At 55.7% G+C, this 21,502-nt stretch carries 12 protein-coding genes and 1 pseudogene; 8 read left to right on the top strand and 5 right to left on the bottom strand.

Annotated elements, in window-relative coordinates; translation table 11 throughout:
- Window positions 1–150 precede the first annotated feature (150 nt).
- Window positions 151–1,389: a cation:proton antiporter gene (locus CU102_RS25125; protein ID WP_106713806.1), complete on the top strand. Its 1,239-nt coding sequence runs from the start codon at window positions 151–153 to the stop codon at window positions 1,387–1,389.
- Between the two features lie 55 nt (window positions 1,390–1,444).
- Here the strand turns inward: CU102_RS25125 and CU102_RS31190 are convergent, their stop codons facing one another.
- The 3 genes from CU102_RS31190 to CU102_RS25110 all read right to left on the bottom strand — a co-directional run bounded on the left by CU102_RS31190 (window position 1,445) and on the right by CU102_RS25110 (window position 3,926).
- Complete coding sequence (locus CU102_RS31190) at window positions 1,445–1,678, bottom strand: DUF4167 domain-containing protein (protein WP_425351601.1); 234 nt, start codon at window positions 1,676–1,678, stop codon at window positions 1,445–1,447.
- A gap of 635 nt (window positions 1,679–2,313) precedes the next feature.
- The gene (locus CU102_RS25115) at window positions 2,314–3,387 is read right to left on the bottom strand and encodes a sensor histidine kinase (protein WP_106713804.1); all 1,074 of its coding nucleotides are present in this window, start codon (window positions 3,385–3,387) and stop codon (window positions 2,314–2,316) included.
- Between the two features lie 383 nt (window positions 3,388–3,770).
- Entirely contained in the window at window positions 3,771–3,926 is a 156-nt protein-coding gene (locus CU102_RS25110) for an entericidin domain-containing protein (RefSeq protein ID WP_106713803.1), read from the bottom strand.
- Window positions 3,927–4,213: 287 nt separating this feature from the next.
- On the opposite strand from CU102_RS25110, the gene CU102_RS29990 reads away from it, so the two are divergent.
- Both CU102_RS29990 and CU102_RS30645 read left to right on the top strand, forming a co-directional pair.
- Window positions 4,214–4,363, top strand: coding sequence for a hypothetical protein (locus CU102_RS29990; RefSeq protein WP_166648585.1), 150 nt, complete (start codon window positions 4,214–4,216; stop codon window positions 4,361–4,363).
- Window positions 4,364–4,401: 38 nt separating this feature from the next.
- On the top strand, window positions 4,402–4,560 hold the full coding sequence (locus CU102_RS30645; protein WP_245425539.1) for a DUF6481 family protein: 159 nt from the start codon (window positions 4,402–4,404) through the stop codon (window positions 4,558–4,560).
- Between the two features lie 376 nt (window positions 4,561–4,936).
- Here CU102_RS30645 and CU102_RS25100 read toward each other — a convergent pair whose 3' ends face one another.
- Together CU102_RS25100 and CU102_RS25095 are read right to left on the bottom strand one after the other, a co-directional pair.
- The gene (locus CU102_RS25100) at window positions 4,937–5,293 is read right to left on the bottom strand and encodes a hypothetical protein (protein ID WP_106713801.1); all 357 of its coding nucleotides are present in this window, start codon (window positions 5,291–5,293) and stop codon (window positions 4,937–4,939) included.
- 521 nt (window positions 5,294–5,814) lie between these two features.
- Window positions 5,815–6,903, bottom strand: a complete 1,089-nt coding sequence (locus CU102_RS25095; protein ID WP_106713800.1) for an AI-2E family transporter — start codon at window positions 6,901–6,903, stop codon at window positions 5,815–5,817.
- Window positions 6,904–7,374: 471 nt separating this feature from the next.
- On the opposite strand from CU102_RS25095, the gene CU102_RS25085 reads away from it, so the two are divergent.
- From CU102_RS25085 to CU102_RS25060, 5 genes and pseudogenes are all read left to right on the top strand, one after another.
- Complete coding sequence (locus tag CU102_RS25085; protein ID WP_106713821.1) at window positions 7,375–7,794, top strand: CBS domain-containing protein; 420 nt, start codon at window positions 7,375–7,377, stop codon at window positions 7,792–7,794.
- A gap of 282 nt (window positions 7,795–8,076) precedes the next feature.
- Window positions 8,077–8,217: pseudogene (locus tag CU102_RS25080) on the top strand (XdhC family protein); the annotation flags it as partial.
- A 136-nt stretch (window positions 8,218–8,353) separates the two neighbouring features.
- Entirely contained in the window at window positions 8,354–10,123 is a 1,770-nt protein-coding gene (locus CU102_RS25075) for an adenylate/guanylate cyclase domain-containing protein (protein WP_106713797.1), read from the top strand.
- Window positions 10,124–11,366: 1,243 nt separating this feature from the next.
- Window positions 11,367–11,915 (top strand): DUF2569 family protein, encoded by a 549-nt coding sequence (locus tag CU102_RS31185; protein ID WP_106713796.1) that lies wholly within the window; start codon window positions 11,367–11,369, stop codon window positions 11,913–11,915.
- A 1,388-nt stretch (window positions 11,916–13,303) separates the two neighbouring features.
- On the top strand, window positions 13,304–21,298 hold the full coding sequence (locus CU102_RS25060) for a hypothetical protein (protein ID WP_133624738.1): 7,995 nt from the start codon (window positions 13,304–13,306) through the stop codon (window positions 21,296–21,298).
- Window positions 21,299–21,502: the final 204 nt, after the last annotated feature.

Genomic DNA, 21,502 nt, shown 5'->3' with positions numbered 1-21,502 from the left:
GCGTTCCGGACGGCTTTAGGAATCGCTGCCACGCTTGTTTAACGTGGGTTCCTTGCATGGTCCACCAACTGTGAAAATAGTTGTAGTGACATTGCTTTTCGAACCGTTGTCGTTCCAACTTTTTTCACTCAGAGCAGTCAGTATTCATTGATGGACACCTACATTATCCTACTCGCATTGTTCGGAATGGTGGTCTTGTTGACCGCCTGGCTTCCAATGGTGCTGAAGGAATTACCACTCTCACTCCCGATGATATGCATTGCGTTTGGCGCTCTCTTTGTCTGGTCGCCACTTTCGAGCATTGTCGGCTCCAATCCGTTCGACAGCCGGTACATTACCGAGCGAGCAACGGAGTTCGTTGTCATCATATCGCTCATGGGGGCGGGACTAAAAATCGACCGACCGATGGGTTGGCGCAGTTGGGTCATAACATGGCGCTTGCTCGCCATTGCCATGCCGTTGACAATCATCGGCATTGCGTTTCTTGGCTGGGGCCTGCTTGGACTCGGACTTGCGTCAGCGCTGCTTCTCGCCTCAGCCCTTGCGCCAACGGATCCAGTGCTCGCCAGCGATGTTCAGGTCGGGCCGCCGCAATCCGGAGAAGAAGGTGACGTACGTTTTGCGCTGACCTCAGAAGCCGGGCTGAATGACGGATTAAGCTTTCCGTTTGTTCATCTTTCCATTGCGATCGCACTTGCTTCCGCCACAGGTGAACCATGGTTTCGCAACTGGCTGCTCATTGATGTGTTCTGGAGGCTTGCCGCGGGTGTTGGTTTGGGGTGGCTTACGGGAATACTCCTCGGCTTTCTTACATTCCGACTTCCAAACAGAACCAAGCTCGCGCGCACCGGCGACGGATTCGTCGCGCTGGGAATCACCTGTGTGAGTTACGGCTTGATCCAAATGGCCAACGGATACGGTTTTGTCGGCGTGTTCGTGACGGCCCTTACCCTGAGAGCGGCGGAAAGAGAAAGCCGGTACCATGAAAACTTGCACGCTTTCGCCGAACAGATAGAGCGCCTCCTGATGATGGTAATGCTGGTCTGTTTTGGAGCAGCCATTGCGGAAGGCTCGGTTTTCCGTGCGCTGGACTGGAAAGTGGTCGCGGCGGCATTTCTCGTTCTGTTCGTCGTTCGGCCGCTCTCAGGATGGCTCGGCCTTATCAGAACCTCGCTGCCGATAAAGGAGAAGGCGGTGATTGCAATATTCGGTATTCGCGGTCTGGGTTCATTTTATTATATCGCCTATGCGATCGGACAAGCCGCATTCGAAAAAACCGAACTATTATGGGTGACGGTATCTCTCGTTGTGCTTGGGTCGATCGTGCTACACGGCATTGCGGTGACCCCGGTGATGAGGAATCTCGATAGGCGAAGGCGTAAAATTTGAAGCGCGTTGGGAATGGCAGGTGATTGCATTTATCCCGTTGGTTCAAGGCCGAAAATTACGCTATCAATTTCCGTGAGTTTTCGTTCTGGTTGAACGACCGGAAATAATGTTCGGCATGCTGGTAGAAGTTTTCTGCCTCGATTTGATTTCCGATAAGCGCTTGAGTTCTGGCTTGCGCGAGATAGCGTTCATAGTTCAGTCGCGCGCCCTGATGGCGCGCGACGGTGGCTTTCTTAGCCGACTGCATCGAATGCCCGTGCGGTTCTGTTGCTGATCTGGATTGGTTCATATTCATTGAAATTTTGAGCCATTAGGTGGCTCACTCCTTTAATATTGTTGTGGGCTGGTTGAGAGCAACTTGCCGGTTTGGAGGAAATCGCGACCAGGGATCAATCAATCTGATCGGCTACAATCTGGCGTAGTTCCTCTCGAGTGAAGCCGGAAGCTTGATGTTCACACGTGGCGGCGATTATTCGCGGCGGGTTGTTGATTGTATCTCGATCAATTTGAGGCGGCCGCACCGTAGTGCGGTTCAGTTCGGTAATCATTTGCATATTGGTCCGTTGGCTGCTGCGGCAAGGCCGCGCAGCATGTCATATTGGAATACATCGGCTGCAGGCAGACGATAGGCGGGCTGCAAAAAGAGCAGCGATCAAACTTTGAATTGCTACAGGAGCGAAATCTGCGCTCGATCAGGAGCTTGCAGAACTGGCCGAACTATCTTCGTCGACCGTTCTTATATGGGCGCGCAATGTGGTTATTTCAAGTTGGGATCGTCAGCTAACGCAAGGGGGCAGGACGTTTTCCGCAATCTTCCCGCTGGCCATAAGGATGTGGCCTTGAAGGCGTCTTTTGAGGCTGTCGTTCAGTGATCAGGACAGAATTTTCTGGAAACAGGGGACTTGTTCCGGGTGGAAACACGGTTCACGCAGCGTGTGTCCTACGAGACGTGAAGGTTGCCCGGGTGATGGACACGCTGGTACCATCTGTACCGCTGGTTATGTCCATGCGTGCATCGAGCTGCTTCACCAGGGCCTGGACAATGGCCGTTCCGAATCCGCCCGTGGTTTCGCCGGCGGTAACAGTGTTTTTCCCCACGCCATTGTCAGAAACGATGAGTTTCCAGTCCGCTTTGTCAATCTCGTAGGTAACAGTGATCCGGTCGCCGGACTTGTTTGATGGGAAAGCGTATTTGATCGCGTTGATAACAAGTTCGGTCACGATCAGGCCAAGGCTGACGGCCTTGTCTGATCCTATCCATCCCGCGTCCGCCATTACATCCAGCGTGACGGGGTTGCTTTCCCCGGTCATCGAGGCGGCCAGGCTGCCGCAAAGCTTCGTCAGGTAAGAACCGACTTCAATCTGGTCAATACTGTTGGAAGTATGCAGGTGCCTTTGCACCTCGGCCACCGACATGACGCGCTGATGGGCGTCGTGCAGATGCAGCCGTGTTTCCTCGGACGTGACGGCCCGCGCCTTCAACAGCAAGATGCTGGCAATGATCTGCAGGCTGTTGGCGACGCGGTGCTGCATTTCCTGAAGCAGGACGTCCTTCTGACGCAACAGCTCTTCAGTCTGCTTGAGAAGGTCATCCTTTTCCCGTTCGTTCGCCCGGCGGCTGGTGACGTCGGAAAAAGCAAGCAGGATGGTGGAAGTCGTGTTGTCGTCGTAAAGGACGGTCCGAGCATTCAGCAGCATGGTCCTGCGGCCAAGATTGGGAAAGTCATGCTCGACCTCGAAGCCATCCATCGCGGCACATTCGGGAGTGATTGTCTCGAGCAGGACACGAAGGGCAGGGATGTCCCATTGTCCGTCCCCCAGCGAGTAGAGCAAATGGCCCCGCGTCTCTTCGGGATCGACCTGGAACGTCTCGTAAAATGAACGGCTGGCAGCCAGCACGCGAATTTCACGATCAAGCACGATAAACGGCTCGGGAATTGTGTTGACAATTGCCTGTGCAAGCTTTTGCGCGTCTTCGATATTCTGCAGGTCGATCATGGTAGGAAGCTGATCCCATCTGAACCACGCCGCGACTGAGACAGCCCACGTATAACCCCATGAGCAAGATATATCTTCCTTTCACGAATGTCGCGAACCGTTTTTTGCAAATGCCCCGATGCCCTGTCGAATTAAAACGATCTGGCGGCGACAACATCGGCCCGATATTCTCGGCATGTCGCCACTGCTCCGACTCCGACCACCATGCCCGCGCGTTCGCGATGCCTACTGCAGCGATGCGGCGGTAGAGACCGCCAAGACATTTTTGAAACGCCAGTACATCAACTCTGGGAGCCTTATGGAATGCGAAACGGCCGCATCAGGATGCGGCCGTTGTAGCATTCAAATCGACAAAAGCGATGTAGCCTGGGTCTGGTATCCAATTAATTGGCAGATCTGGCCACGCGATGGCCAGCGCTCTGGGTTGCATTGACGGTGTTGGCCGTATCAGCCCCCATACCGCGAATGGTATTTGCACACCCTGAAAGTTCGACAAGAGCAAGGACAGCGGCAATTGGAACAATGTGGGATAGTTTCATGGACAGTATCTCCCGTTCTTCAAAAGTTTAATCCAACGCTCGCACAACGCGACGGAGCAGCATCGGTTCCGCGAATGTTAGCCGCAAACGCTTGTCGGCTCCGGATGGCGCCTTGGCGAGTGATATCTGGTGATGTTCGGGCCTGGCGGGTCGACTGCACACGGGTCTCAAGCCCCAGGGCGGATTTGCAAAGCGCTGCAAGCGGAGCCGCGGCCTGTGACGTTCGATGGAACCAAAACGACTTGAGTAGGGTTTGGCGAAGGAAGATAGAAGCCTCGGAGGGCATTATGAAAATACGGCAAACCTATGTCACTCCGCATGAAGGCGGTATCGGCGGGTATACAGTGGAATTCGTCTATGAGGATGGAAACCATCTCTCCGTAAATCTGCGAGACAAGGATGACAAAGATTTTAACAAGCTGGACCTCATTCTGTAGAACGCGAACGATCAGTCCAGGAAGAACGTGATCGCCAGATCGTCGAGGCTGCAGCAGTCGCTCGCGCTGCATCGGCGCAGGCCGATGCGCTCGAAGCTGAAGCTAAAAATCGTATCACGCGCGTGGCGACCGATAAAGCCGAACGGAAGACGGAGCGCGATCGGCGGTATGCTACCCGCAAAGCCAAGCAACGCTGAATTTTTCACGTACCGTTATGCGTGAACGAAGTCGATACATCGACGTGTTCGAGCATCACTGGAATTGGGGGACCGGGTGCTGGTGATTTCAGGTTGGGTTCAGCTCATGCCTCAAGATCCCGATAGTGTCCGGTCTTATTGCAGTTCTGAGGCATGAAGGATTCAGAAAATTGGAAAGAGAGTCTTTGCAGGCCCACGCCTTGTTTGGCAGGCCGACGTGCTCCTGGCCGAGCGTTGCGCGCCACGATTTCGACCTTGGTGGCGAGGTCGACGAGCGCTCCCTGAAAACGTGGGCTTGCTGCGAAGCGCGATCCGTCCAGCCTTCCAGAATGTGGAAGAGGTTATCGTCACGGACATCGGTCGCGAATGTTCAAGGTCAATACCATCGACGACGCGTATCGGTCAAAGTCTGTCCAACGGCGACGCCCAACAGGAAGGCAACAATACCGACGATGCCAAGTACAGAAGTCGTGGTGCCGGGGTTTTCGCGGGCGATCTCGGAAACCGCTTGAGCTTGCGTCCGCAGTTGCTGCGTTGCCCGTGATGCCAGCGACGATGCGTTGCCAGACAGGTCCGAGGCCTGCTCGTGCGCATTGTCCAAAACTTTGGTGCTCCGCTCCGCAATGGTTCTGTTGATTTTTGTGATTTCCTTTCGAAGGGCTGCGATCTGTTTCTCCAGGGATTTTTGGATTTCGTCGGCATTCGGGGTTTCAGGCTCAGGTGCGTCGGCCATTGAGTTATTCCTTGAAATGGAGCTGGTAAGGAACGGTGTTCAGGCCGATTTGTTCCGGAGCGAGCTAGATCTGCATGGATGAGAGGGCGCTTCGCCAGCCGGGCTGGTGGCGTTCCATAGACAAGCCTGCTCAACTTGTTGCTTTAGCGGTTCAGGCACCCCTTGACGTGAGCAGATCGCGCCCCGGGAAGAACAGTTACATACGTCGTGTATTTAAGTTCATTCTTGGTATTTGAAGATTGATTTACATGAAATGGGCAATCTGACGGGTCGCGGGTTCGAACACATTCGGTCTCGTGTAAGCCAGCTGCGAAGAGGTTGCTCAGTTCCGATGGGGAGGACCGGGCACCTCTTGACGAGGCTGACACTATGAAGGTTCTGTTGCGCCGCAATCAAGAGCCACCCATCAATCTGCCTCTAACCGACGTCACCCTCAAGACCTATACGAAGGACAAGGTTGTCACCGGCCCGGTCCATGGCCGAGCTAGTCAAGCCTGCCACCGAGGTCAGACTAAGAAAGCTCAGTCGGGATCCGTCGGTGACGGCGTGGGATGCCTGCGTTCCTCTACCTCGGCGGCAGTCCACTCAAGGAAGAGGCTGTAGGCGACAGCGAGCAGTGCAGGGCCGAGGAATATGCCGATGAGGCCAAAGGCCAGAACGCCGCCAATGAACCCGAGCAGACCGAGCAACACGGGCAGATTGTTGGCCTTACCGAGGACATAAGGCCTGAGGACATTGTCGATGCTGCTGACAAGCAGCAAACCCCATGCCGCGACGAAAACGCCCCACCAAACCGTTCCCTGCACAATGAGCCAAAACGCCACCGCGCCCCACACAAGCGGAGGGCCGGCCGGGACAAACGACATAACGAACGTGAGGAATCCAAGCAATAGCGCCTGAGGAACACCGGCGATCCAGAAGCCGATACCAGCCAAGAGGGCTTGGGCGAGTGCCGTACCGATCAAGCCGTAAACGACGCCCTTTACGGTTGCTCCGACCACCATGAGCAGCTGCTGGCCGCGGGACCCGGCGAATCGTTCGCTGATTTCGCGCATATGGGCCGTCATCCGTCGGCCGTGGAGATAGAAGAAAAAGGCGGTGAATACACTCAGTCCGATTTCAAGAAGGCCAATCCCGAACACCGTTCCGCCAGTTACGGCGATGTCGGTGACGGGGCCGATCAACTTCTTGAGCTCAATGATGAAGGCGGGGACGTCGTGGGCCAAGCTCTCCCAATAGACAGCCAAGATCTCCCCAACCACCGGCACCCCTTCGACCCAACGCGGTGGCGCCGGAGGACCTTGCTCGAGAATGCGGATCGTCCCCGTGATCAGGCTGCCTGCGCTGTCCGCCAGGGTCGCCACCATTACGGCAAACGGGGCGACAAGAACGAGGACTACCAGCAATGTCATCACGGCGGCCGCCAGTGCTTTGTAGCCGCCGACTGCCCGCTCGCACTTCTTGTAGATGGGCCATGTCGAGAAACATATGACCGCTGCCCACAGGATGGCCGACAGGAAAGGCCAAAGCACAACAACGCAGCCGATCGCCAGCAAAAGAAGCGCGCCGACCCCCAGAATCTGTTCGATTGGCTTGCCGAGTGGTATCAAGACCGATCACTCCTGTCGCCGTCCGGCAGCTGTCGCCCAACGGTATTTTTGCTGAATGAGCAGGTTAATATAAGCTCATCTTGTCGTCAGGCATTTTTCGGCACTGACGCTTAAGAGACGATACATGCTCCCGCCCATTTTTCAGAAGCGCATCATGGATACCGCGGAATTTCACGGCGTTTATTCGCCCGAGGACCTTGCCATGGCTCGGTCGCCACGTCACGGCGATGATTGGAACCTAAATCGCGCTGGCCTGTTGTTAAATGCGAACGCCAATCCCGAAATGACACAATCCCGCTGTGCGATGATCTCTCAAGAGTGAGGCGGCTGCTGCACATGATCAGCCTTGCTACTGAGCATCGCAGACGTCATTGATAAGGGATTTAGCGTCAGTTGCCGCCGTGTTGATGTGCATCAATGGACAAAGAGGTGTATTATTCAATGCCGCACTTTCAAAATATGGAGGTTGCTATGAAAGTCTCTGAAGCAATGCATAAGGGGGTGAATTGGGTCACGCCTGATGCCTCGCTTTCACAACTCGCGAAAATAATGAAAAACGATGATGTCGGCGCCATACCCGTCGGCGAGAATGACCGCCTCATCGGCATGGTCACGGATCGCGATATCACGCTCCGGGCTCTCGCCAACGGCAGGGATCCGGCTTCTTTGACGGCGCGAGATGTCATGACCAAAGGGATTGTCTATTGCCGGACTGACGAGACTGTTGAAGATGCCATTCGGTTGATGGAATCAAAGCAGATCAGACGCCTGCCGGTTATCGACGATAAGAAACGGATGGTCGGAATGCTCTCTGTCGGCGATATCTCGCACCACAACGGACGCGAATTCATGGGAGAACTGATGATGGCTGTCACCGCGGCTCATCCATGAGTTCGCTCTTGGCCTTCCATCCGTGAATAGATCGAGGTCTTGAAGATAGGGACATATCTGCACGACATCCCCTTAGATACTCTTCGGAGTTCAAGCGACGTTCGGGTGCCGGCATGGTGATGGTGAATCTGGTTCGAAACTAGTGGGAACTGCGCCGGCAATCGCCAATGCTGTATTTCATGCCACAGGCAAGCGCGTGCGTACGCTGCCAATCCAAATAGAGAATGTCCTGACGGCATAAACTTGTCATCAGCAAGCGGGCCCATCCAACAGGCGTCACCAATGCTAAAGCACACCACCTCTCGAGATCCTCTCGAAGTGGCCGAATGTTGGCATCGAGAGGGATGTGCATTTGCGCTCGCGACGGTGATTGAGACGTGGGGTTCTTCTCCGCATCCAGTCGGGAGCCGGCTGGTCATCGAGTGAAGATCGCCAACCGGTTCAATATGGCTGCATGTGAGAACGACCGGCCGCGCTTGCAATCTCACCACGTGTAATTCCCTGCACACTGACCGCTGCGGCGATTGTGGGTTTCTCAGGGGCAGCGTACACTCATGAAATGCTCGACGATAGCGATCCGACCACCTCTTCTGCCCGCCCTGAAAGGAAGCTGGCGGCGATCCTCGCGGCTGATGTCGCAGGCTATAGTGGCTTAATGGAGCGCGACGAGGAGGGCACTCACGAGCGGCTGCGGGTGCTGTTGCGAAATGTCGTCAGGCCAGCGGTGGAGACGCATCGCGGCCGCATCGTAAAAACGGCTGGCGACGGGCTCATCGCTGAGTTCTCCAGTGCCATAGAAGCGGTGCGCTGCGCGGTCGAACTGCAGCAGGCAATGACGGAGCGAAACGCGGCCCATCCGGAAGATCGCCGTCTGATGTTTCGGATGGGCATAAATCTCGGCGACATCATGAGCGAGGACGACGATATCTTCGGCGACGGAGTTAATATCGCGGCTCGGCTGGAGGCTTTGGCCGACGCCGGCGGAATACTTATCTCCCATACCGTTTATGAGCATGTCGATCGCAAATTGCCAGTCCGCTTCGACGATCAGGGGGAGCGCGTTCTCAAGCACATCGCTCGCCCGATCCGAGTCTATCGAGTCTGCTGGGAGGCCGTTCCCGCGGGCCCGGCGCTCCAGCCCGAGTCGACCCAGCCCAGGCTGCAGGACAAAGTTTCGATCGCGGTGCTGCCTTTCACGAATATGAGCAGCGATCCGGAACAGGGTTTCTTCGGCGATGGTCTAGCGGAAGACTTGATCACGGATCTTTCCAAGGTCCCTGGCCTTCTGGTGATCGCTCGCAATTCGAGCTTTGCGTATGCGGGCCGGTCGGTTGACATCCGCGCGATCGCCAGGGAGCTTGGCGTTCGCTATGTCATCGAAGGTAGCGTCCGGCGGGCGTCAGCGCGGGTGCGGATTAATGCCCAGCTCATCGACGCGACCAATGGAAGCCATCTCTGGGCTGACCGTTTCGACCGCGACCTGGCGGATATCTTCACCCTTCAAGACGAGGTCGTGGCGAAGATCGTGAGCGCTCTCGCAAATGTCCTGCCGTCTGCCCGGCCCATCGCCAGACAACGGACAACAAATCTCGACGCCTACGATCTTTTCGTGCGCGGACGCGTGCTGGCGATGCAATCGCCCGAAGGAAACCGGGCGGCTCGCCCGCTCCTCGAGAAAGCAATAGAACTCGATCCGGATTTCGCTGAAGCATATGCCTGGCTCGCGATGACGCACCATTTCGGCTGGCTGTATTGGGGAGAAGCCGTTGACCCACATCGCGCGCAGGCGCGTGTCACTGCCGAACGCGCGGTCTTGCTCGACCCGCAAAATGCCGACGCACATTGGATTCTCGGATATGTGCGGGCCTACGACGGTGACTTGGCTGGAGGAGTGGCAGGGTTCCAGGTGGCGCTTCGAATCAACCCCAACCATGCCGACGTCTGGGCGCTGCTCACCGACCTGATGGTATTCGAAGGACGCGCTGTCGAGGGGATAGATTGTGCCCTGAAGGCCTTTCGTCTGAATCCGTATCCGCCGGGATGGTATTATTGGGTGCTCGGCTGGGCTCAATATGCGGCAGATCGGTATGAAGACGCCATCGAAACGCTTCGCCAAGATGCCGCACGGGGGACTGGCTCACGGCGGCTGTTGGCCGCGAGCCTGGCGCAGCTTGGCTGCATTGAGGAGGCCCGGGAGGAAGCTCGCCTTTACCTTGCCGCGATCCCGAATTTCTCGGTCGATTACTGGGCAAGCGGACAACCGTTCCGCAAAGACGCGGACCTGCAGCATTTCATTGACGGCTACGTCAAAGCGGGTCTGCCAAAGTGAGGGGCGAGTTGGCTGCGGTAAAACAAACCGCACCTTGGCAAGGCGACTCTTGGGATAGCATCGAGCAGGCTTTCCATTGACCGCTTCTGGCGCATGAGAGCCGTCTCATAGGCTGGTCCGGCGGAGAGGTGCATTCACAGCAGCAGGTGGCAGACGGACCTAACGAAGCTGTGGACCGACCATGGCCGGGGAACACATCAATCTGACCGGAATCTATTCATGTTCCGCTGAACCGTTGAAGTCGGGCGATTTGCGGCCTGATGCGCAACCAATGGTGGCGCAGTTCTGCTTTGAAGCCTGCGGCAGCGCCAAAAACCGAGTTCTAGATAATTAGGGAAGGTCTGCTGTTGGGCTGTTGGCGGCGAAGCGGACGTCAGGCTCATCGATCGATGTTCTAGTTCTGTGCGTCAAAAGTTGCATAATGCCTCCTCTGGAACTCTCCCTAAGGAAGCCTCGGCCGTCGAGCCTGTGGCCCGTCGTTGGAAGGAGCGATGGTCGACGACGTCTAGTCATCCTTTGCCGCGACAATGCTGGCCGCCAAGGGCAGAATGTCATCAATATCGGCAAGATCACCAGCGCTGCCTACTAAATCGCGACTCCCGTTCAGGCCTGTTGGCGCAGCCCATTCCGCGCCACCGCCATTCTTGTAAGAGAGCGCCGGGTCATATGTGACGTCGGTGAAAACTGGCGACGGTAAGTAGTATCATTGAAGTAGTCCTTATCGCGCCGTAGTAAATAAGTACTTTATTCAAAGTCAGCTCCATCCTATGGAAAAATCCTGTATATATTGGCCATTTTCTTCTCATAGGACCCAAGTATTCTTGTGGACGTGAGTCGTTCTATAGTGTACTTTTTTAAATATTAATGTTAATAATTCTGCAAGCCTGATAGAGTGCTGAATATCAATCTGCACAATTGGAGATATATTGTGGCGAAAAGATTTTGATCGTAGATATTGACAGTATTCATCGAACCCAGTTACTTATCCGCTATTCGACAACAGGATCATTGTGTCGGGTCATCGGGGTGCGATCAAAAACGTAACGGCAGGAAATATTCGCGTGTGATACGCAGGCTCGGAGCGAGGGGCCTTGTGAGTGGAAGGCGGCCAACAGCATGCGTCCTTGTTGAACGGATGCCAAAAACGCCAATGGCGAGATCCCCATCTTGGTTGCTCGTTGCGGCTAACCTATCAATCTAATCAGTGCAGTGACTGGCGCGACTTTGGCCAGTCTTAACAATTATGCAAACCAATCGGGCCGCTCTCTTCGAGCATCAGGTTTCTGCTTTCTGTAAAGGAAAAAAATTGCTGACAGACATATCGACCCAAGGCGCACAGTCACCAAGAGGCATTCGAGGGTGGCTTATTTTGTTGGGAGCAAATATACTTATATTGACGTTGTATTATTGGATTGTGACATACAGCGTCGCTGTTGACTTCATTTCACAAGTGATTGATGGTGAAATCTCTTATATCAATTTGATATTTAGGGATATGCCTGTATACGTTGTATGTTTTATACTTCCATTGATGTGTGTGTATTTATTTTTTGTGAAAAGTAAACATTTTCCGAAGTTGTGCACGGTTCTATTCGTCGCCCTTGCGGTTTGGAAGGTATACGAACTATTCAGATATTTCATCATCCTCGAAACTGTATGGGGTAATGTGTCTATCGAGATATGGATGCATCAAATACTCAATTACAGCGCAGCATTGCATTTAATCCAGGTATTGGTATGGCCAATTTATCTGAAGAACTCCGGGCGCGTAAGAAATACATTTATCAATTGATATAACTGAAATTCGGTTCTTGATAATTTAAAAAAATGCCTAATGTTTTCTATGAAAACAAAATAAGGTATCAAAAACACTTGCCTTAGTGAATATAAGTATACACAAAGAAGCCTAATCAGGAGATTGTGATCGTGGGACAGAAGAACTCAAACCGCACGCAAAGTATTAATTATTTTAACAACCCACGCGCGATGTTTTCTTACACTACGTCGCAACCTTTCAACATGAATATCTCTATTAGTGCCCGTGGCACACTTTATGAATGGAATCCGCCAGCAATCGCGCACGTTTCCTACTTAAATCCATATACAAATACAATGGCTTACAAATCGGTTCCAATTGGTGGACATTACCACCCGTCAACTGTGACAGTAACGACTGGTGCTCTCACTGGACCGACGTGGGGTGAAATACGCGTTGACGTTGAGACGATAGCACCGCTTCCGGATATCCCAGACATGTCACTTATCCCAAATTCGTCTCTACCGAACCTAATCGGTAAAATAAATGAGGCTTGGGGTATTATCTCGGGTGTGATTGGTGGCACAACTACACCTGCAGGCTACCAGATAACCGTTATGTCTTACACGCCTGCCACGCCTGCGTCAGCTATTCGCGCTCCCAATCTTTCATCGCTCCCTTACTTGGATTCGCAAGGTAATCTTCATTATGGAGCAGTTATTCAAAAATCAAATGAGGCGGCCGCCGCTCCAGCAAACGGTGGGCGGAGCCATCTGACGCATTCGCCGGTTGTTGCGGGCAACATTTCTCCGACCGGGATACGATCTGAGTCAGCGGAGGTTGAAGCCAATGCGCGGAATGCCGCTCGTCACGACAGTTTCAGTGCGCCTAGCCGGCCCAGTCGCACGCCGCCAGTCGGGCGAGAAACACAAAATCAGATTGACCGTGATCGAGACCGTAGCGGTGACGGAACACGTGCAACGCCATCGGACCTGGCGCAAGACCGCACCAGCCAGAGCAACCGCCGGGCGGACCTGGCAGACCTGCGAGATAAGCGGAATGCTCACCGCGACCCGAATGCCGGCAACAACTATGCGGACACAAGTTGGGGTGTCAAGAATCCGTCCGAGCACAGTTTGCCCAGTTTACCGGAGCAGAACTTCCACGCCGGGTTGGAGCTGGAAAGGTCAGGCCTTCCAAAAGTTTCTACGGGAGTTTTTCCTGGACTTGATTGGACGACGCCAACGGCTGGCTTCACCACGGGATTTCAGACGGCTACCGTAGTGGCAAAGCCCGTTGCCCGTCCCATCCCCATCCCGGTGGCGAAGCCGGTGCAGCCTCCAGTCCCCCTTTCACACTCGATTGCCCGTCCCGCACAAAGTTTGGCGGAGCTGTGGGGAGGAACCAACACTTGGGGCAAGGCCTTGAACGATGCTGCGGCTGCCGTAGGACGCGGCATTGAAGCAGGCGTTTCTGCTCTTGGCGGCTTCCTTGGAGCAATTCGTGACACAATGAACGCCGGGCTCAGCAAGCTAGGCGCGTTATTGGGAGGTGGCAATTCCAGTTCGTCAGCAGGCTCGAGCAGCCATTCAAGCAAGAGCTCCAATGCTGCCACCCGCGAAAGCACCCGAAACGAGGACCACAAGAGCTCGTGGGGCAACAAGCCTGTCCTCCTCGATCTTTCCGGCAATGGCCTCACCGTCGACTCACTGTCGTCGTCCTCGCAATTCGTCGACCTTGATGGCGATGGTTATTTGCATCGCACGGCCTGGGCGGGCGAGGGGACGGGTGTCCTGATCATCGACACGAACGACGATGGCAAGATCAATCAGTCGAATGAATTCATCTTCACCGAATGGGACAAGTCGGCGACCGGCGACCTTGAGGCCATCCGTAATGTCTTCGACACCAACCACAACGGCAAGCTCGATGCGGGCGATGCAAGGTGGGCTGAGTTCAAGGTCATGGTCAACGGCCAGATGCAATCGCTCGACGCGCTCGGCATCGCTTCAATCGACCTGACGCCGAAAGGCAGTGGCCAGAACTTTGCCGACGGCTCGGCTATTGTCGGTCGGACGGAATTTACCCGGATCGACGGCACGACCGGCACGGTCGGCGACGCGATTCTGGCCTCGGATCCGAACGGCTACATCATCAAGCGCACCAGCGTGACCAATGCTGACGGTTCGACAACGGAAGATATCCTTGCCTATAACAAAGATGGCAGCCTGGCCTTCCGCAATCTGATTACCCGTAGTGCCGACGGTCTGACCAAGACAACCCAGTTCGATGATGATGGCAACGGCACCTTTGACCGGTCGCAAAGCGATGGTCTCGCGATTGCTGGCGACGGAACCCGCACCCGCACCCTCTCGAACTTCAATGCCGATGGCTCGCTGTTGAACCGTACGACCATTGTCACCAGCGCGGACAAGAAGACGATCACCACCACTGTCGACCAGGACGGCGACGGATTGGCCGACCAGAGCGAGACTTTTGTCACCAACGCCGACGGCTCGACGGTCACAACGACCAAGGCATTCAGCCTTGACAGTTCGCTCAGCAAACAGATCAACGTGACGGCAAGCGCCGATGGCCTCTCCAAAACAACACGCACCGATGCGAATGGCGATGGCGTCTACGAACTCAATTCCATCGAAGCGACCGTTAACAATGCCGATGGTAGCCGCACCAAAACGGTGGACGGCAAGAGTGCCGACGGCAGCCTGATCGCGAGAACCATCACTCAGACCAGCGCGGATAACCGAACCCGTACTGTTCAATATGATCATAGCGGCAACGGTACGTTCGACGAGACTGAAACGACCAGCATCGCTGTTGACGCTGCGGGGCAAATTACAACCACGGTTTCGAGCTTCAACGCCGATCAATCCCTGCGTGACAAGACCATCACTGTAACCAGTGCCGACGGCTTGTCGCAAACCACATCGAGCGACCTGACGGGTGACGGGATCATTGATCGCGTCAGCTCGCAAGTGACCGTGGTCGGAGCCGACCAAAGCCGCACACAAACCGAGACGGTGAAAAGTGCCGACGGCACACTACTGTCGAAGTCCATCACCACAACAAGCGGCGATGGCAAGACCATCACAGTCGATGAGGATCGGAACGGCGATGGCGCGTGGGATGCCCGGACGACGGTGATCATCAATACGGACGGATCGACGACGCAAACCGCAAGTAGCCTCAATCCGGATGGCTCGCTGCAGAGCAAGGCAATTGCCGTGACGACAGCCGATGGTCTTTCGACCACAACGAGCTCCGATCTGAATGGCGACGGAACAATTGATCGCGTCGAAACCGATGTCACAACGGTCAACGCCGATGGCAGCCGCACGCAAACGGTGGTCGCAAAGAGTGCAGACGGCTCCATCATCAGCAAGATCGTTAAGATCACGTCGGCGGACAGCCTAACCCAGACGGTCGAGCAGGATCTCAATGGCGACGGCTCGATCGACCAGATCGCCGACACGATTATAGTGCTCAATGCAGATGGCAGCCGCCAGCGGACCACCATAACAAAGAGCGGCGATGGTGCGCTGCTTGGCAAAACAGTGACGCTGACCAGCACCGATCGCAAGACGACGACGGTCACAACCGACCGTGATGGCGATGGCAATGTCGATCAGACGGCGATCCAGGTTCTGAACGCCGACGGCAGCAAAACATCGACCATTACCCGGACGAATTCCGCCGGCGTGCTTCTGGCGAAGTCGGTCACCACAACGAGCGCAGATGGTCTCACGATCACGACGACCGATGATGTGGATGGTGACGGTTCGATCGACGGGAAGACGGTCGACATAACCGTGCTCAACACCGATGGCAGCCGCACACAGACGGTTACGACAACGAGCGGCAATGGTGCAGTGCTCAGCGAAACGGTCACCAGGGTCAGTGCCAACGGGCTGGTCAAAACCGTGGAAGTGAATGTCGACGGTTCAGGTCCCGTTGATGCCAAAGCAAGCGAAACCTCGATTTTCAACGCCGACGGTTCGATCACGAAGACGGTGTCGAATTACGCCGGAACGAGCCTGAAGGACCGGACGATCACCACCGTCAGTGCCAACGGGTTGAATTCGGCGACGCAAATCGATGCCGATGGCGATGGCACGATCGATCGGATTGCAACATCAGCGAAGACGTTGAACGCGGATGGTTCCACCGTTGAGACCACGGAAACAAGGTCGGTCAGCGGGGCGCTGCTGTCGAAATCGGTCGGGAACACAAGCGCCAACGGCAGAAATGTCTCGGTCGACGAAGACGCAAACGGTGATGGGGCGATCGACACGCGCCGTGCCGTGCTGGTCAACGCCGATGGTTCAACGACGGAAACCGTCAGCGAATTCAATCCGAATGGAACGCTGATTGCCAAGAGCGTGACGGAGACTTCGGCGAACGGGCTGTCAAAGACAGTTCGAACGGACCTGAATGGTGACGGAACGGATGATACGGTCACGACCGAAGTCACGAGCCTTAATGCCGACGGCAGCCGGACACAGACTGTGACATCGAGGAGCAGTGATGGCACATTGCTCGGCAAGACGACGACCATCAACTCGGCAAATGGTCTGACCCGGACGCTGGAGCAAGACACCACCGGTGACGGGGTTGTCGATGAGATCACGACCAGCGCCATCGTTATTAACGCCGACGGGAGCCGCCGGGAAACGGTGGAGAGCAAGAGCGGCAATGGCACCTTGCTTGGCAAGACCGTCACGCTGACCATTGCCGATCGCCGCACCACGACCATCACGACTGACGACAATGGCGATGGCAATGTCGATCAGACAGTAGTCGAGGTTCTGAACGTCGATGGCAGCCGGAGCAAAACGGTCACCCGGACGAATGTCGATGGGACGATCTATGCGCGAACAATCTCCACCACCAGCGCCAGCGGCTTGACGGTAACCACGTTGAGCGATGTCAATGGCGACGGCGTCACTGATGAAAAGACAGTCGACACAACCGTCCTTAATGCTGACGGAACCAGGACGCAGACGGTCACAATCACAAGTGCCGATGGCACGCTGCTGGAGAGTACCGTTACAACGATCTTCACCAACGGCCTCGTCAAATCAGTCGATACTGATCTGAACGGCGATGGCACTGTCGACACGACTTTATGGGATGCCACTGTCCTCAATGCCGATGGTTCTGTGACAAAGACCGTTTCGGATGTAGCGGGCAGCGCTTTGGCCCACCGGACAATCACGACAGTCAGCGCCAATGGCCTGACATCGACCGTTCAGTCCGATCTCGACGGCAACGGGACGGTTGATGCAACGGCCACGGCGACCAAAGCCCTGAATGCGGACGGTTCGACGGTTGAAACCCTTTCGACGACCAATGCCTCGGGTAACCTGATTTCGAAGTCCGTGACGACCGTTTCCGCCAACGCGAACAGCACTTCCGTCGTTGACGATATTAATGGCGACGGCGTGGTGGACCGACATGAAACGCGTGTCGTCAATGCCGAGGGGTCGACAACACAAACCGTCGATCAATATAAGGCGAACGGTTCGCTGATGAGCCGATCGGTGACGGAAACGTCGGCGGACGGCCTGTCGACGGTCACCAGGATCGATTCCAGCGGCGATGGGGTGTTTGACCTTTCCACCAATGACACGACGGTGCTCAATGCCGATGGCAGCCGGACGCGAACAATTGCCGAGTTCGGTGCAAATGCCGCGCCGGCCTGGCTCACAACCATCGTTGTCAGTGCGAATGGTCTGACAAAAACCACGACATGGGCGTCAGGCACGGGAGTGACCCTGCGCTCAATGAGCGAGGTCTGCGTTCTGAATGCCGACGGCAGCACGGTCCAGACCGTCAGCTACAACAAAGCCAACGGCACACTTGAAAGCAAGATGACGACAACCGTCAGTGCCGACAAGCGTACCTCAACGGTGGTCAAAGACATTGACGGTGACGGCAAGACCAACCAGCAGGCGGTCACCGTTGAAAATGTTGATGGAAGTACAGCCCAAACGCTGACGGATTATGGGCCTGACGGCATCACCATCAGCAGCAGGAAGACCATCACAACCAGCGCGGACGGACTTTCCGAAACCACCGACTATGATACCGACGGCAATGGAACGGTCGATACAAGAACCATTCGCGCCGTCGTTCTCAATCCAAACGGCAGCAAGACGGAAACCCTCAGCCGGTTCGTTGCCGGTGCCGGGGGGCTGGTGCTGAAGGGCAAGAGCGTGGTCGACGCCTCTGGCGACGGGCTGGCGGCAACGCGCAAGTGGGACACGACGGGCTCGGGCAGCTTTGACCGCACCGAGACCGACACAACGGTGTTGAATGCGGATGGCTCGCGGACGAGAACAGTCAGCACCTTTGCGGCCGCTGCTCTGGTCAAGCGCCAGCTGATCAATACGAGTGCAAACGGGCAATCGGTCACCACGCAGTGGGACACGACCGGTTCCGGCACCTATGATCAGAAATCAACGGACGTCACCACCGTCAACGGAGATGGTACTCGCACGCGCACGGTGGCCAACACCAAATCCGATGGTACCGTACTGTCCTGGAGCGTCGAGACCACCAGTGCTGACGGCCGCACCGTCACTGTTCAGGAAGAGCGGGCTGGCCTTGGTCAGCGCACGCGCAAGATCGTCAGGGACGTCCTTGCGGACGGATCGATAGTCGATACGGTATCGACCACCAACGCGAGCGGCAATGTCACCGACTGGACGGTCACATCAAGTCTGGCCGGCGGCCGCTATTTCACCATTGAACGCGAGACCAATGGCGACGGCAACGTCGATCAGAAAGAAGAGCGTATTCAGGCGGTTGACGGGTCGCTGACGACGACGATCACCGGCTTCCGCGCCGACCACAGCGTTGCCAACCGGACGGTTGCCAAAACGTCGGCCGATGGCCTGACGACAAGCACGGAGTGGGATCTCGACGGTGAGGGCACGATCGACCGCCGCCGCACCACCACCAACACCTTTAATGCCGACGGCAGTCAGCGCAGTGTCACCAGCGACACGGACGAAACCGGCAAGCTGGTTTCCAGGACCACGATCGTCAGAAGCGCCGATGCGATGACCCGCACCACCTCGCGGGATGTCAACGGCAGCGGCACGGTCGATCAGGTCGAAACAGCCACTGTTGACCTGTCCGGGGCAAGCGTCACGACTGTCACCAATAATGCCGAAGCGCGTGAACTCAGCAATCTCGTCGCAGGCGAGGTGCATTGGGCGAAGGCCGTCGCTGCGAAGGTTGAAACCACCGTTTCCACCGATGGTCTGATGATGACTGTCCGTTCGGACTTTGACGGCAATGGTACCTTCGAGCACGTTATGGTGTCGAAGACACAGATCGATGGTTCGGTCCTATCGACGATCACCGAAACCAATGCCGACGGCAGTGTCAAGGCAAAAGGCACCATCTCCACCAGTGCCGATGGCCTTGTAACGGTCCTCAACAAGGACGCAAACAATGATGGCATCTATGATCGCACCGAGACGGCGGTCACGCGCAATGACGGTTCGATAACGCTCACCGCTGTTGATCGAAACACCAATGGCACCTTGAAGGAAGCCGTGACGGAGAATTACACGGCGGCCGGAAAATTGCTCAGCAGTCTCACCACGGATTCTGCCGGACGCAAAACGGCAGAAATTGTGCTTAATGTTGACGGTACAATGACAGCGAAGACGTTTGTCGCTGCCAGTGGCCAGCAACTCAGCGTGAGCCAGATCAACAAGAAGGGGATCCTCACCAGCGCAGCGCTGTTCGATCCGCTCAATGCCAATTCGTGGAGCCGTGTCGAACAATCATTTGATGCCGCCGGCAAGAAGACACTCGAGAAACAGTTCAACGACGACGGTACCCGAGCGGATATCGCGTTCGATGCAGCCTCCGGCCAGCAAAAGCAGGTGAATTTCTACAGCGCGACAAATGTGCTGACCGAAACGACCACCTACGACTGGACGAGCGTCAGTCCGTGGACACGCATGGAACGCAGCTACAATGCCGCGGGACAAATAACCTATCAGAATGAATTCAACGACAACGGGACCCGGACCGCCTACACCTACGATCCTGCCAATGCTCAAGGCTGGGCCCACATCGATCAACTATTTGACTCCGCCAATCGGCTGTATTTTCAGAATGAATTCTACGACAATGGAACGCGGACGGCCATCACGCTCGATGTGAACAATGCACAGCCATGGTCGCGGGTGGATCAAAATTTTGATGCGGCGGGCCGGCTGACCTATCAGCTCAACAGCAATGATGACGGGACGAAAACCGCCTACACCTGGGACGTCACCAATGCACAGAACTGGTCTTACATCGTCCAGTTGCTCGATACGACGGGAAGTCTGACGACCCAGTATAACGTTTATGACAACAGCACGCAGATCCACATTGTCTACGATCCTCACAACGTCGCGACATGGTCAAACATCCAGTATCATTTCAATGCGGCGGGCCAGTTGCTGCTGGATATGCCCACTTTCGATAACGGCACTCGGACCGAAACCTACTTTGATCCGACCAACGTCGCGACATGGTCGCGCATCGTTCGGACATTTAATGCGGCGGGGACACCCGTCACCGAAACGCAGTATTACGATGATGGCCGCCGCATTGAACTATCAGGCTATTCCAATGGCAGGTTCCATCTCGGTATGAGATACGCCGCCAACGGGAATTTCCAGGGCAAAACCGAGTACTATGACAACGGCTCATACAAGGTTTGGCAGTTGACCTATAGCTGGACCCTGTATGACGCGAGCGGCCGCGTAATTGATCATTGGAGCCACATGACCGACAAGGATCCCATCCTGCTTGACCTCAATGGCGACAATCACATCGATCTTCGTCCCTTCGATCCGGAAGAATTCGCCGAGGACACGCATCCCCAATATGATTGGGACGAGGACGGTATCCGCGACGGCACGGCCTGGGTTGGACCGCAGGACGGGTTCCTGGCAATCGATCTTGGTGAGAATGGTGAGGCTGGTGCCGATGGGTCCATCGATCAGGCGAGGGAACTCGCATTTTCCATGTGGCCGGAGGGAACAACGGAAGGCGACGAACCGACCGACCTTGAGGCTTTGCGGCTGGTTTTCGATACCAACCATGATGACGTGCTCGACAACAATGATGCCCGCTGGAATGAGTTCCGGATCTGGCAGGATGCGAACCAGAACGGCATCAGCGATCAGGGCGAACTCAAGACCATGTCGGAGGCGGGCATCCGGCTCGTCAACCTGTTGCCATCCCCGCAAGGTTCCATTCAGTTCCCGGATGGTTCGGCGATCACTGGCACCAGCTCCTACGAAATGACCGATGGCACGACACGGCTGGTCGGCGATGCGACGCTTGCGTTTGCTTCGTCGGTTCGAGCCAACAATGCCGCATAACAGTGCCTTCACTATGGAGACGGCGCGTTTCCGCGCCGTTTCTTCTCTTCACTGATTGCGGCGACTGCTGTCTGGAAACAAAACCCTTGCTGTTGCCATCGACCAGTTCGCCATCCTTTCCAAACGCCGCCGAACGGACCGAGTGTCCTCCTTCGCCCAAATGAACCAGTAACCCCTATGCGCTCGAACAGAATTTTTCGGTAC

This window comes from Phyllobacterium brassicacearum (assembly GCF_003010955.1).
Classification (GTDB): domain Bacteria; phylum Pseudomonadota; class Alphaproteobacteria; order Rhizobiales; family Rhizobiaceae; genus Phyllobacterium; species Phyllobacterium brassicacearum.
This window is presented reverse-complemented; position numbering and strand designations above follow the sequence as displayed.

What these genes read in the sequence shown, in the direction of transcription:
- CU102_RS31185 (WP_106713796.1), top strand. Translation starts at nt 11,367, where the DNA reads ATGCAAACCAATCGGGCCGCTCTCTTCGAGCATCAGGTTTCTGCTTTC.
- CU102_RS25110 (WP_106713803.1), bottom strand. Translation starts at nt 3,926, where the DNA reads ATGAAACTATCCCACATTGTTCCAATTGCCGCTGTCCTTGCTCTTGTC.
- CU102_RS25115 (WP_106713804.1), bottom strand. Translation starts at nt 3,387, where the DNA reads ATGATCGACCTGCAGAATATCGAAGACGCGCAAAAGCTTGCACAGGCA.
- CU102_RS25085 (WP_106713821.1), top strand. Translation starts at nt 7,375, where the DNA reads ATGAAAGTCTCTGAAGCAATGCATAAGGGGGTGAATTGGGTCACGCCT.
- CU102_RS25100 (WP_106713801.1), bottom strand. Translation starts at nt 5,293, where the DNA reads ATGGCCGACGCACCTGAGCCTGAAACCCCGAATGCCGACGAAATCCAA.
- CU102_RS31190 (WP_425351601.1), bottom strand. Translation starts at nt 1,678, where the DNA reads ATGAACCAATCCAGATCAGCAACAGAACCGCACGGGCATTCGATGCAG.
- CU102_RS25075 (WP_106713797.1), top strand. Translation starts at nt 8,354, where the DNA reads ATGCTCGACGATAGCGATCCGACCACCTCTTCTGCCCGCCCTGAAAGG.
- CU102_RS25125 (WP_106713806.1), top strand. Translation starts at nt 151, where the DNA reads ATGGACACCTACATTATCCTACTCGCATTGTTCGGAATGGTGGTCTTG.
- CU102_RS29990 (WP_166648585.1), top strand. Translation starts at nt 4,214, where the DNA reads ATGAAAATACGGCAAACCTATGTCACTCCGCATGAAGGCGGTATCGGC.